Origin of the sequence: Thiohalophilus sp. (assembly GCF_034521165.1) — a bacterium.
GTDB lineage: Bacteria > Pseudomonadota > Gammaproteobacteria > UBA6429 > Thiohalophilaceae > Thiohalophilus.
The window spans coordinates 168798-181093 of record NZ_JAXHMV010000008.1 but is presented as its reverse complement, the minus strand read 5'-3'; the positions used below and the strand labels follow the sequence as shown (position 1 = coordinate 181093).

The following is a 12296-nucleotide window of genomic DNA, read 5'->3' as shown; positions in this document are numbered from 1 at the left end:
CGTTTAAACAGTGCGCCCCTGAATCGCGCCTTTTCGACACCCAGGCTGTCGTCGGGATGACATATTCAGGAAGCCCACAGTATCGTCAGGCAGATTATTCTTCATGCCTTTTTAGCAATTCGCGCACGTAGTTGGCCGGAATGGCATAACTGATCCCGCTGGGGCGATCCAGCGCGCTTTCGCGTCCCTCCTTGACGTACACCATGTTCAAAATCCCGATCACCTCCCCGCTATTGATGTCGAACAACGGGCTGCCGCTGTTACCGGGATAAGCTGTCGCATCCAGTTGAAAAACCGTGTAAGGATCGCGCATGCGCCGAATCAGAGCGGGATTCAGCTCTCGCCCGCTGCGGGTGGGCAAGACAACCGGCGCAATCGCCGAGATAATGCCCCGGTGCGTCGCCGGAATCAGTCCCAGTGCTGCACCGATGGGAAAACCGGTAAATGCCACCCGCTGGCCCTCGCGAATTTCCGCAGAGTCACCCAGCTCCAGCGCCGGCAGGGCCTCCCCCTCGATGCGCAACAAGACCAGATCCCGGGCGGGATCCGACGCCACCGCACGCGCCTGACGGACCCGGGGCCGCGTTCCCGGCAAAAACACCGCCAGTACCTCGCGATTTTCCGAATCCAGCTCTGTCGGCAGCACATGTTCGTTGCTCACGACATAGCGGCCGTCGCCCACCGCAAATCCCGTACCCTTGAGGTTCGCCCGGGGCTGGCGGGTTTCCTGATAGGTTCCCACCCCCACCACCGAGGGCTTGATGCGCTCAATGACATCCGGCAGCTCGGCACCCCACGCCGGCGCGAGCCACAAGACGATAATCCCCGCACTGATCGAGCGTTTTAGTGATTCAGTCTTCATATCCAGCTCCCCGTTGTGATAATGCCCCAACCTACGACTACCCGACCCGCCGCAATACAAGCCGCCTATCGGACGCTATACTTTATGGAATTCATAGCCCAGATCATAGCGGAGAAAGTGCCGGCATCCAGTTGGCTCCCACGCTCGCATCGTCGTCTCAAAGATGCCTTCAGGCGACACGACTCCTTCAGGGACTGCCATGACAATGCTATTTCGCCATATATTATCTTTTTTTATATTGAACGCGCTCATAATCGCAAGCCCTCCGGCAGCCAGTGCGACATTGTCAGATACGGCGTTAGCCCGTCTGGCCGCCAAATTGGCGCCGGGCGAGTTCCGTAAGCTGAACGCCAACTTGCCTGACGCATTCGAGACCTATCACGACTTTCTGCGCCATACCTTCACCTCGGATTGCCCGGATCAGTGGGGTGAGCAGGGCCACTGGCATCGAGGGCGTGGGCAGGCGTTCTTTCTGGGTGACCGGACCCAGAGCGCGCAGCAGCGCGACCCGGACGATGACGATATTGTCTTCGTCTCTTACCTGGCCGGGGAAAATCGTTGGGTCCACAACTCCAAGACCGGGGTCCGTGATTCCAATGACCACCACCCCTATTCCCAGATGGCGCTGGATGAAAAGCGGGATCGGTATTACCGGATCAAGAATGATACGGCCTGGGTGTACGACATAGGCGCGGACACCCGTAAAGGCTACGAAGGCCCGCAGGCGTGGACCCGAGTTAATCATGTATTCCCTGGTGGTGGCAATTCACCCAAGGAGGTCCATGAGGCGCTGGACCGCATCGTCATGGCGGATGAAGACGGCAATGTCTATGGCATTAACCCGGACGATTTTTCTGATCAAATTCTGCTGGGCACACGTCCAGGCCAAAACAGCTATCAGTCCCTGATGACTTACAACCGGGTTCGCAATGAATTGTTATGGATAGGAGGGACCTATAGCACCACCAGGCAGATGGTCACCCTTGTAGATGCACAGGGAAATGTCGTTGCGAAGAATGACGCCCCGAGCGAAGTCGTAACCAATATATCAAAGGCAAGGATCTTTTACGACCCGACCACTGGAAACTACCTCCTGCTCGATGATAGGGGCGCCAGCACAAAGGGCGTTTTGTGGGAGTACAGCCCTTCGCTGGATGAGTGGCGTGTTGCGGTAGATTTCGCACAAGAAACAACGATAGAGTGGCCTGGCAATTATTGCGGGCACGTAATGATTCCGCTGGATGAGTATGGCGTGATCATGTGGATGACCCGGTACGGCACTCGGCTTTACAGGCACAAGAGCATCTTCTCGGGGAACGAAGAACCGACCTCCGAGCCAGAACCAACCCCAGATCCAGGGCCGATCCCAGATCCAGAACCGACCCCGGAGCTGTCTGGCGAGCATCCGTTCTATGCGATTACAGCGACCATGCAGCCAGGCGAGTTCAGGCCGGTAGAGACAACTTTCCCACCGGGCGTCGGGAGCATGTCCCGGATGAATCACACTAGTTGGCATCCCGATGACGACAGTGCTGGGACCTTCGGCGTCGGCTGGACGGACCGGACCCTGTTCGATCCACAGACCGGCCGCCTGTTCAATGTCCTCATGCGCAGCAAATACACCCGATCGATCACCTGGCTTGAACCTGATCTGCGCTGGACCGGAATCATGGCGCCCCCGGAGGCGGGGATTGGTGGCCGGCGCCCCTATAACCGCCTGATGGACGGTGGCGACGGGTATATGTATTTCGCTCCCGGTGACCGTATCGGCCGTCTGACCCGAGCCCCGTATAAGAACCCTGCCCAGTGGGAGGATGTGGGCGCTCCACCGCTACCGATGGACTATAGTGGCCACGCTGTAGGTGACTACTCCACGATCTGGCACCCCGATATAGGCAAGTTCGTGTTCTACATCTTCGGCAGAGGGCCAAACGAGGACGTGGGCATCGAGGCCCACGAACAGGGGCATGTGTGGATATGGGGCCCTGGGGATGACCAGTGGACACGACCCGACAACCATCCGGATGAAACAGCCTCGCCAGGTCGTACCCAGTCATCCGGCTATGGTGGCACCACCCTTTACAACCCTGTGCGACGTGAAGTCCTGATATATGGGGGCTCAGCCAACTGGAGCAACCCGCACCCTCTCGGGCCGCAGTGTATGGCCACCATTAACAGCGAGGGGGAGTTCCGCCGTCATGGGCCCAGCGGCCTACCCTACTCCGCTAAAAAAGAACGGATCACGTTCGACCCGGTTACAGGTGATTACATCATGACAGTAGGGCCGGAACATCGCGGGGATCAAACGGACCTAAAGATGTACGTGGGCGACCCTATTCGTGGAAAAGACTGGGAACTGATCCACGACTGGGTGGGCCTGACCGGGGCAGACCGGCCGTTGCACCACTATGAGAACTGGCATCGCGTTACCCCGCTGCCCGGCACCGATGTGCTGATCTGGTCGGATCTGCGGCGCGGGATCGTTCTGCAACGCCTGCCGGCCACGCACTGAAGCACACTGTCCGGATTTGACCAATCCGAAAACGCGACTACCCCCGTCTCCGTGCCACGATGTTCTGAACAGGTTCCGGCATGGATGACCGTGCCCCTGAATCCACAATGCTTTACAATCCGGTAAATCAGCTCACCCGGAAATATTGACTAATGGACGCACCACCCCCGGCAAAAGTCGGCTCTACACAGACCGAACCATCGGCGACCGCCGGCATGCCACGGGTTTCGGTGATCATGCCCGCCTATAACACCGCGCAGTATATTGGTGAGGCCATTAACAGCGTCCTCAGTCAGGATTATCCCAACAAGGAACTGATTATCATCGACGACGGCTCAACGGATGGCACCGTGGATATCATCCGCCGTTATGAACCCGCCGTGACCCTCCTGACCCAAAAGAATCAGGGTTCGGCCGTCGCGCGCAACGCCGGTCTAGACGCAGCCCGGGGTGACTATGTGGCCTTCCTCGATTCCGATGACATCTGGTTGCCCGGTAAACTCACCGCGCAAGTGAGGTATATGGAGCAACACCCGGAGATCGGCATGAGTTACGGTCGCTGGCAGGTCTGGAAACCGCAGTCCGATGGCGAATTCTCCGCCCCGAAAGTCCCCTGCACAGACGATCAAGCCGGCCTTGTCGAAGACGGTTCCGGCTGGTTATATAACCGCCTGCTGTTTACCTCTCTGCTGCACACCATTACCGTCATCGCCCGGCGTGATCTTATCGATAAAGTGGGGCGTTTTGACATAACCCTGAAACGTGGCCAGGATTATGATTACTGGCTACGCGCATCCCGAATCACCGAGATCCACCAGCTCGACCAGATCCTCGCGCTCTATCGGCTTCACGGAGAAGGTTGTGTTAAAAAATGGCCGCACGTAAACTATGAAAAAGTCGTCGTCGAAAATGCGCTCAGCCGCTGGGGGCTTGAAGGCCCAACCGGCGAAGTGACCACAAAAGCGGACATGCAACGCCGGCTGGCCGGTACATGCTTCAGCTTCGGCTACCACCATTACTGGGAGGGCAGTCCCCGACTGGCCGTTCAGGCCTTTCGCCAGTGTCTCGGTTATCGTCCGGGCTATCTTGCAGCTTGGCGTTATCTGATGATGAGTCTGGTCAAATCCATCGTCAAACCCTCTGGCCAGGGCTTGCCCGCTACAAACCAGCAATAACACTTTTCTCTCAAGGTTTCGCTTTAAATTATGAAAACTATCCAGTCCGTGCTGAATCTTCTGAACCGTCGAGAGCGCTGGCAGATGCTATTCATTTTGATGTTCATGCTGCCCAACGCCCTGATGCAAGTTGCCGGCGTCGCATCCGTCATGCCCTTCATTGCGGTAATGGCTCAGCCGGAACTGGTCGAAAGCAATTCGCTGCTGGCCGCGCTTTACAGCGCACTGGGTAAGCCTGCCATGCGCGAGTTTTTAACCATTCTGGCCAGCGTCGCACTGGTCTTACTCGTTGTGGGTAATGCACTTGCGGCTTTCACCACCTGGTTAATCCTACGATTCAGCTACATGCGAGTACATACGCTTTCCCGAAAATTGATGGAAATCTATCTTGGCAGCGAATACCACTTTTTTCTGTTACGCAATCCCTCGGATCTGACCAAGAATGTCATCAATGAAGTGAATCACCTGGTGACCGGTTTCCTTATGCCTCTGCTGCAACTGGCCGCCAATGGCTTTATCGTCACGGCGCTTTTACTCATGTTGTTGTGGAAAGATCCAATCTTGGCCATGACAGTGGGACTGATTCTGGGTGGATCTTACGGGCTTATCTACATTATCCTGCGCAACCGTATGCGCACACTCGGCCGACGACGGCTGGAGGCAAACGCCCGGCGGTTTAAAACCACGCACGAAGCCTTCGGCGCCATCAAGGATCTCAAAGTCTCCGGACGCGAGAACTACTACCTTAATGCCTACTCGGATGCCTCCTATGCCTTCGCCAACAACCAGTCCAGTCACCAGGTGATTGCCCAGATGCCGCGTTATGCCCTGGAGTCCATCGCCTTCGGCGTGGTGCTGCTCATTGCCCTTTATCTGACCGCGACACAAACATCCTCTCAAGGTGTCCTGCCCGTCATCGCACTCTACGCCATGGCAGGCTACCGGCTCATGCCCGCTCTGCAGAAAATCTTCGATAACGCCGCCACATTACGCTTCTCAGCGCCTGTTGTAGAACGCATCAATGAAGAGATGTCACAAAGCACCGTGCAAAATGCTCGCACGGCATATGACACACCATCACCCGGCCGTAGCACTGATACACCGCTGGCGCTACATAACGCCCTGACACTCGAACACATCGCCTACCGCTACCACGGTATGACGACCCCCGTGCTGAATGACATCACTATCACTATCAAGGCACGCACCACTGTCGCTTTTGTCGGCGAATCCGGCGCCGGCAAAAGCACTCTGGTGGACATCATCCTCGGTCTACTCAAGCCCGATGACGGCTCGATTCTTGTGGACGGGATCCCCCTGGACGATCACAACCTGTCCCAATGGCGCCATCACCTGGGCTACGTACCCCAGGCTATCTACCTCGCTGATGACACCCTGCGCCGCAACATCGCGCTGGGTATTCCGGATCGGGAAATTGATGAGGAGGCCGTCATTACCGCCGCCAAAGCCGCCGCTATCCACGACTTTATTACAAGGGAACTCCCCGACGGCTATGAAACCGTTGCGGGCGATCGCGGTATTCGCCTCTCCGGCGGACAACGCCAGCGCATTGGAATTGCGCGTGCTTTATATGGTAATCCAGAGCTGCTGATACTGGATGAGGCGACCAGCGCCCTGGACGGATCAACGGAAGCAGCTGTCATGGATGCAATCGATCAACTCAGCGGTCAAAAGACGATCATCATGATAGCCCATCGTTTGAGCACCGTGAAAAACTGCGATCAGCTCTATTTGTTAAAAAATGGCAAACTGGTCGCCAACGGCACCTATGACCACCTACTTTCGAACAACGCGGACTTTCGTCGCATGGAAAAAACAGCACATGCTTCAACGCGTCAATAATTCACATGCAGTTTTATCTCGGTTAATTCAGATAACCGCCTGACAAGACGGATACCTCAAGCAGCAGGACGTTGCAATCCAGCCTCGACTTCATCCCGTTTAGCTTTACCCAATAGATGCTCAATCAGGGTCAGGGCAAAATCCATTGCCGTGCCGGGACCGCGCGAGGTAATCACCTTGCCGTCGACGACGACCGGTGTCTGTTCATATTGCAGGTTGTCGGTCTGAATGTTGTCCAGCGCACCGGGGAAACTGGTGGCATGCTTGCCATTTAATAACCCGGCACTGGCCAGTACCTTGGGGGCGGCGCAGATGGCCGCGGTGTATTTGTCGGCATCGGTCATCTGCAATAACAGCGTGTGAATGCGCGGGTCGTTGTTGAGGTGATCGGCCCCGGGCAATCCACCGGGCAGGACGATCATATCGAAATCCCTGTCCAGCACCGCCTCCAGGGTGGTATCCGGCATCAACACGGTTCCGCGACTGGCCTTGACCGGCTGATCGTCGAGGCCGACGGTGGTCACCTCGACGCCGGCACGGCGCAGCAGATCGATGACGGTTACGGCTTCGAGTTCTTCGCAACCCTGGGCGAGCGGGATGAGTACATTGGCCATGTGGAATCCCTCCGTTGTTGTCGCAGTTCAATCAGTTCGGACACCGGGACCAGGCGCACGCCATGCTCCTGCAGCAGCGGCAGCCACTGTTCCAGCGTTGTCAGGGTCGCCGGATAGGGGTGGCCGATGGCCAGAGCGGTCCCGTCACGCCGGGCCCGCTGGATCAGTTTAGTCAATTGTTCGGCGACCACCTGCGCATCGTCGCGGTAATCGAGAAAAATATCCCGCGAGGTGTTGCGGATCCGCCGCTGGCTGGCCTGTTGCTCGGCCACGGTATGATGCGTGGTGCGACTGTCGATGAAATAGAGATCATCGCGAAACATGGCGGCCTGCATCAACCAGCGCATGCGGCTGGTACTGGCGGTCAGCAGACTACCCATGTGGTTGTTGAAGCCCACGGCGTGGGGTACCGCCTCGAAATTCCGGCGCACCGCGGTTTTGAACTGTTGCTCGCCCATGTCGTGCACCAGCGCCGCCGGGGCCCAGCGCCGCCCCGGTCTCGGCTTCCATGGGAAGGTGAATCATCACTTCCTTGTTCTGCCGGTGGGCATGGCGGGCCAGCAGGCGGGTAAACGGGCGATGGGGCAGGATGGCGTAGGTCACCGGGCCGGGCAGATCGATGGCGCGCAGCCCGCTGCGCTGCTGGTTGCCCAGATCGTCAATGATGATACTGACCGCCGGCTGCAGGCTGCCAGCCGCCGCCGGTGTGCTCTGAGTGTCGGCCAGCGCGGTTGTTGCGCCCAACAACAGTCCCCACAACAACACGCTTTTCGCTATCGGGTTAATCAGGGTTTACTCCCGAGTTTGAAGCAGATGCAGCCCCTTGAGCAGGTTCAGCGCCTCGAAGACCGGATAATCGTCGCTGGCCAGGGAAAGATCGTCTTCTTTATCACTCTTCTGATCGGCGCTGTCTGTCTCTGTATCCTCGCCGTTGCCATTCATCAGGTGACCGCCGAGATCCGCCTCGCGCAACGGCTTGAAGCCATCTTCGCGGGCCGCCACGGTCACATCGCTGAGCTTGATATCCGGCTGGATCCCTTCGGCCTGAATCGAACGCATACTCGGCGTGTAATACAACGCCGTGGTCAGCTTGATGGCGGTGTTGTTTTGCAGATCGATCACGGACTGCACCGAACCCTTGCCAAAGCTTTTGCTACCCATGATGATGCCACGGCGATGGTCCTGCAGGGCGCCGGCGACGATCTCCGAGGCCGAGGCCGAACCGCCATTGATCAGCACCACAATCGGCGCGCCCTTGAGGATGTCCTCGGGCGAGGCACGGGCGGTTTTCTTGTTGTCGGCCGTGCGCCCCTTGATGGAGACGATGTCACCTTCGGTGATAAACGCATCGGAGACGGAGATCGCGGCATCGAGCAGGCCGCCTGGATTGTTACGCAGATCCAGTACCAGCCCCTTGAGATTGCCGTTGTTTTCTTTTTTCAGCCGGGTCACTTCCTTGCGCAGATCCGCGCCGGTGCGCATCTGAAAGTTGGAGATGCGAACATATCCATACCCATCGCCCAGCAATCGCGCCTTGACACTTTCTACCCGGATCTTGTCTCGCGTCAGTTCAAAGGTGAGCGGCTTGCTTTCACCTTCGCGCACGACGGTCAGCGTGATCTTGCTGCCGGGCTCACCGCGCATCAGCTTGACCGCGTCGTCCAGGCTCATGCCTTTGACCGACTTGTCATCAAGCCGGATGATCATATCACCACTTTGAATACCCGCTTTTGCAGCGGGCGTATTATCGATGGGGGAAACCACCTTGACGAAGCCATCTTCCATGCCGACCACGATCCCCAGCCCGCCGAATTCACCGGAGGTGCCGATGCGCAGCTCGGTGGTCGCCTTCTCGTCCAGGTAGCTGGAATGGGGATCGAGTCCGGTCAGCATGCCGCGAATGGCATTTTCCAGCAGGGTCTTGTCGTCGACATCCTCGACGTAGTTCTCTTTCACACGCTGGAACACTTCGCTCAGGGCCTGCACGGTTTCCAGCGGCAAGTGTTCGGCAACCGGCGGCTGACGCTCGGCAATCACCCCGCCGGTGATCGAGAGAGAGACGCCCAGCACCAGGCCAAGCAGCAGAATAAGAGTGTTACGGGTAAAGGCATTCATTGCTCTAACTCCTGGTGCCGGAGTTCATTCCGGCATGAACTTGTCACGCTACGTCGTTGATAACTTTCAGGTATTAACTTTAACACCTTTTGTCAGGCTTGTCGGTCAAATCTTCATCCGCGCCGGGTCCGGCGACACCAGCTGGCGGGATTGGTCGGCTTGCCGTTGTGACGGATTTCAAAATAGAGTCCCGCTTCATCCCGGCCGCCGCTACTGCCCACCTCGGCGATCGGCTCGTCCGCCTCGACCCAGTCACCAACCTCTTTTAACAGACCCTGATTATGGCCATACAGGCTCATGTAGCCGTCGCCATGATCGATGATCATCAGCAGCCCATAGCCCCGCAGCCAGTCGGCATAGGCAACCCGGCCGGGCGCCACCGCATAGACTGTATTGCCGGCACTGTCGCCGATCAAGACCCCGTTCCAGCGCAGCTTGCCGGCATTGCGTGACTGGCCGAACAGTTTTTGCACATCGCCCCGGGCCGGCCAGGTCAACCGCCCCCGCCGTTCGGCGAAGCGCTTCTGGCTGTCCTTGCCCATCAGCAAATCGCCCAGTTCCCGGTTCAGCCCCTGCAACAGTTGCTGTAACTGTTTTTCATCCTCCCGCAGACGGCTCAGCTGCTGATCCTTGCTGCTGATTTCCCGCTTGAGCTGCACCAGGGCCTGGGAGCGCTGACGAAAGTTTTTTTCCAGCTCCTGCTTCTGCCGGGTTTCTCGCGCCAGCAGAGTTTGCAATTCACCGCGCTGCGCTTCGATCTCGCTTTCCACCCGATCCAGACGGGTGATCGTCTCAATGGCCTGTTCGATCTGTTCGCTGCGGGCACGATTGAAATAATCGTAATAGGTGGAAACGCGCCCGAGCGCGGCCGGACTTTGCTGATTGAGCAACAGCTTGAGAAATTCCTGACGACCGATGATATAGGCGGCCTTGATCTGCTGGCCCAGCAACTCGCGCTGCTCGGCGAGCTCGTCCTGCAACTGGCGTTGCTCCTGTTGCAGCCGGGCAAGCTTGCGGTTCCGGGTTTTTAACTGATCTTTGATATTACGCAGGCTTTTGACCTGCCGACCGATACGGGTTTCGATCTGTTGCAGTTCGCGCACCACTTCACTGTGCAGATCCCGTCGCGAGGCCAGTTCCTGTTTGAGCTCATCGATCTTCGCCCGCAGCGCCTCCAGCTCACGGGCCTTTTGCTGTTGCGTGGCGGAATCGGCGTGCACCACAGGCGGTGACGCCAGCGGGAACATCAGTACCAGCAAGATTATCCAGCGGGGGAGGGCGGCTAACATGTTCGGCATCTTAACCCTGTTATCGCGGCAAATACCATTGCAGGCAGGCAACAATCACAAAGCGCCCGGTAACCCCCTGATTCAAGCGTTTCAGCCGGGCGCTTTATGTTCCGCGTTGATTGTCGTTAGCCGCTTATACCGTGTCCTGCACCGCATCTTCGGATTGGGCAATCAGTGAGCGGCCGTTCATCTCGGACGGCTGGGGAATGCCCATCAGCTCCAGCATGGTGGGGGCGATGTCAGAGAGGGCACCGTTGTCCTCCAGAGCGAAGCCCCGCCCGACATAGATCAGCGGCACCAGGTTGGTGGTGTGCGCGGTGTGCGCCTGATTGGTCTCGGGGTTTTGCATCATTTCGGCGTTGCCGTGATCGGCGGTGATCAGCATCTCGCCACCGGCCTGGCGGACCGATTCGACCACCCGGCCGACGCATTCATCAAGGGCTTCGATCGCCTTGACCGTGGCGTCGAAGTTGCCACTGTGGCCCACCATATCGGGGTTGGCGTAGTTGCAGATGATCACATCGTATTCATCGCTTTCGATCGCCGCGACCAGCTTGTCGGTCAGCTCGGGCGCGCTCATCTCGGGCTGCAGATCGTAGGTGGCCACGTTGGGCGAGTTGATCAGCACCCGGTCCTCGAATTCAAACGGCTCCTCGCGCCCGCCATTAAAAAAGAAGGTCACGTGGGCATATTTTTCGGTCTCGGCGATGCGCAACTGATGCATGCCCAGTCCGGAAATGTATTCGCCGAACACGTTTTTGAGCCGATCGGGGGGATAAGCCACCGGAACATCGTATTCCGCGTTGTATTCGGTCAGGCTGACAAAGCGGCCCAGTTTCGGGGTCGCCGCGCGCTCGAAGGCATCGAAATCGGGCTCGATAAAGGGTCGGGTGATCTGGCGCGCGCGATCGGAGCGGTAATTCATAAACACGATCACATCGCCGTCTTCCACTTTCACCGGCTCGCTGCCAGCCGGCACGATGGCGGTGGACTTGACGAACTCATCGGTCTCGTCACGCGCGTAGGCCATCTCCAGCCCCTGCGCGGCGGTTTCGGCAGTGAACTCGCCCTTGCCAAGGGTAATCAGATCATAGGCGCTCTGGATTCGCGGCCAGCGGTGGTCCCGATCCATGGCGAAATAGCGCCCGATGATGGAGGCAAAGCGCCCGCCACCGATCTCGGCGAATTTGGCTTCCATTTTCTCGATCGACGCGGCGGCACTTTTGGGCGCGGTATCGCGGCCGTCCAGAAAGGCATGCACATAGACCTTTTTCGCGCCCTGGTTGACCGCCAGCTCGGCCATGGCGTGGATATGCTCTTCGTGGCTGTGCACGCCGCCGGGGGAGAGCAGGCCGAGGATATGCACCGCCCGGTCGGTGTCCACCGCCAGCTGGGCGGCGTCCACCAGGGTCTGGTTGGCGAAAAACGAGCCGGTTTTGATCGAGCGACTGACCCGGGTGTACTCCTGGTAGACCACGCGCCCGGCGCCCAGATTGAGATGCCCCACCTCGGAGTTGCCCATCTGGTCGGCAGGCAGCCCGACCTCGGCGCCGGAGCCGCGAATCAGGGTGTGCGGGCATTCCTGCCACAGGCGGTCCCAGACCGGCTTGTTGGCATGCTCAATGGCATTGCCTTCGGTGATTTCGGAGTAACCCCAGCCATCGAGAATAACCAGGACCATCGGTTTCGGATTCTGTGACATAAAGTAGAGGTAAGCGCTCGATTTCTAACAAGTTTTAAGTTTAGACGGAGTCTAACGGATAACCCCGCGTGGCGCCAGCATTACGCGGCGGGCCCGCCCACCGTCGGCCGGAAAATCCCTACTCCGTCTGCGAAAAGCCTTCTCAAACGGTAGATTATTGTATA

10 protein-coding genes are annotated in these 12296 nt (G+C 58.1%); 3 read left to right on the top strand and 7 right to left on the bottom strand.

The window, feature by feature from the left end:
* Window positions 1-94: 94 nt before the first annotated feature.
* Window positions 95-862 (bottom strand): serine protease, encoded by a 768-nt coding sequence (locus U5K34_RS05600; protein ID WP_322567491.1) that lies wholly within the window; start codon window positions 860-862, stop codon window positions 95-97.
* Window positions 863-1061: 199 nt separating this feature from the next.
* On the opposite strand from U5K34_RS05600, the gene U5K34_RS05595 reads away from it, so the two are divergent.
* From U5K34_RS05595 to U5K34_RS05585, 3 genes are all read left to right on the top strand, one after another.
* Window positions 1062-3374 (top strand): hypothetical protein, encoded by a 2313-nt coding sequence (locus U5K34_RS05595; RefSeq protein ID WP_322567490.1) that lies wholly within the window; start codon window positions 1062-1064, stop codon window positions 3372-3374.
* Window positions 3375-3589: 215 nt separating this feature from the next.
* On the top strand, window positions 3590-4549 hold the full coding sequence (locus U5K34_RS05590) for a glycosyltransferase (protein WP_416224053.1): 960 nt from the start codon (window positions 3590-3592) through the stop codon (window positions 4547-4549).
* Between the two features lie 30 nt (window positions 4550-4579).
* On the top strand, window positions 4580-6412 hold the full coding sequence (locus U5K34_RS05585; RefSeq protein ID WP_322567488.1) for an ABC transporter ATP-binding protein: 1833 nt from the start codon (window positions 4580-4582) through the stop codon (window positions 6410-6412).
* Between the two features lie 56 nt (window positions 6413-6468).
* On the opposite strand, the gene U5K34_RS05580 is transcribed toward U5K34_RS05585, so the two are convergent.
* From U5K34_RS05580 to gpmI, 6 genes are all read right to left on the bottom strand, one after another.
* The gene (locus tag U5K34_RS05580; protein ID WP_322567487.1) at window positions 6469-7026 is read right to left on the bottom strand and encodes a DJ-1 family glyoxalase III; all 558 of its coding nucleotides are present in this window, start codon (window positions 7024-7026) and stop codon (window positions 6469-6471) included.
* Entirely contained in the window at window positions 6972-7484 is a 513-nt protein-coding gene (locus U5K34_RS05575) for a divergent polysaccharide deacetylase family protein (protein ID WP_322567486.1), read from the bottom strand. Before U5K34_RS05575 ends, U5K34_RS05580 begins: the two co-directional genes overlap by 55 nt.
* Window positions 7399-7770, bottom strand: coding sequence for a divergent polysaccharide deacetylase family protein (locus U5K34_RS05570; RefSeq protein ID WP_322567485.1), 372 nt, complete (start codon window positions 7768-7770; stop codon window positions 7399-7401). Before U5K34_RS05570 ends, U5K34_RS05575 begins: the two co-directional genes overlap by 86 nt.
* A gap of 48 nt (window positions 7771-7818) precedes the next feature.
* Window positions 7819-9141, bottom strand: a complete 1323-nt coding sequence (locus tag U5K34_RS05565) for a S41 family peptidase (protein WP_322567484.1) — start codon at window positions 9139-9141, stop codon at window positions 7819-7821.
* Between the two features lie 113 nt (window positions 9142-9254).
* Window positions 9255-10430 carry a murein hydrolase activator EnvC family protein gene (locus U5K34_RS05560; RefSeq protein WP_322567483.1) on the bottom strand — a complete coding sequence of 392 codons (1176 nt, stop codon included), beginning with the start codon at window positions 10428-10430 and terminating at the stop codon, window positions 9255-9257.
* A gap of 133 nt (window positions 10431-10563) precedes the next feature.
* Window positions 10564-12132: a 2,3-bisphosphoglycerate-independent phosphoglycerate mutase gene (gpmI, locus tag U5K34_RS05555; protein ID WP_322567482.1), complete on the bottom strand. Its 1569-nt coding sequence runs from the start codon at window positions 12130-12132 to the stop codon at window positions 10564-10566.
* Window positions 12133-12296: the final 164 nt, after the last annotated feature.

What these genes read in the sequence shown, in the direction of transcription:
- U5K34_RS05560 (WP_322567483.1), bottom strand. Translation starts at nt 10,430, where the DNA reads ATGTTAGCCGCCCTCCCCCGCTGGATAATCTTGCTGGTACTGATGTTC.
- U5K34_RS05565 (WP_322567484.1), bottom strand. Translation starts at nt 9,141, where the DNA reads ATGAATGCCTTTACCCGTAACACTCTTATTCTGCTGCTTGGCCTGGTG.
- U5K34_RS05595 (WP_322567490.1), top strand. Translation starts at nt 1,062, where the DNA reads ATGACAATGCTATTTCGCCATATATTATCTTTTTTTATATTGAACGCG.
- gpmI (WP_322567482.1), bottom strand. Translation starts at nt 12,132, where the DNA reads ATGTCACAGAATCCGAAACCGATGGTCCTGGTTATTCTCGATGGCTGG.
- U5K34_RS05580 (WP_322567487.1), bottom strand. Translation starts at nt 7,026, where the DNA reads ATGGCCAATGTACTCATCCCGCTCGCCCAGGGTTGCGAAGAACTCGAA.
- U5K34_RS05585 (WP_322567488.1), top strand. Translation starts at nt 4,580, where the DNA reads ATGAAAACTATCCAGTCCGTGCTGAATCTTCTGAACCGTCGAGAGCGC.
- U5K34_RS05590 (WP_416224053.1), top strand. Translation starts at nt 3,590, where the DNA reads ATGCCACGGGTTTCGGTGATCATGCCCGCCTATAACACCGCGCAGTAT.
- U5K34_RS05600 (WP_322567491.1), bottom strand. Translation starts at nt 862, where the DNA reads ATGAAGACTGAATCACTAAAACGCTCGATCAGTGCGGGGATTATCGTC.
- U5K34_RS05575 (WP_322567486.1), bottom strand. Translation starts at nt 7,484, where the DNA reads ATGGGCGAGCAACAGTTCAAAACCGCGGTGCGCCGGAATTTCGAGGCG.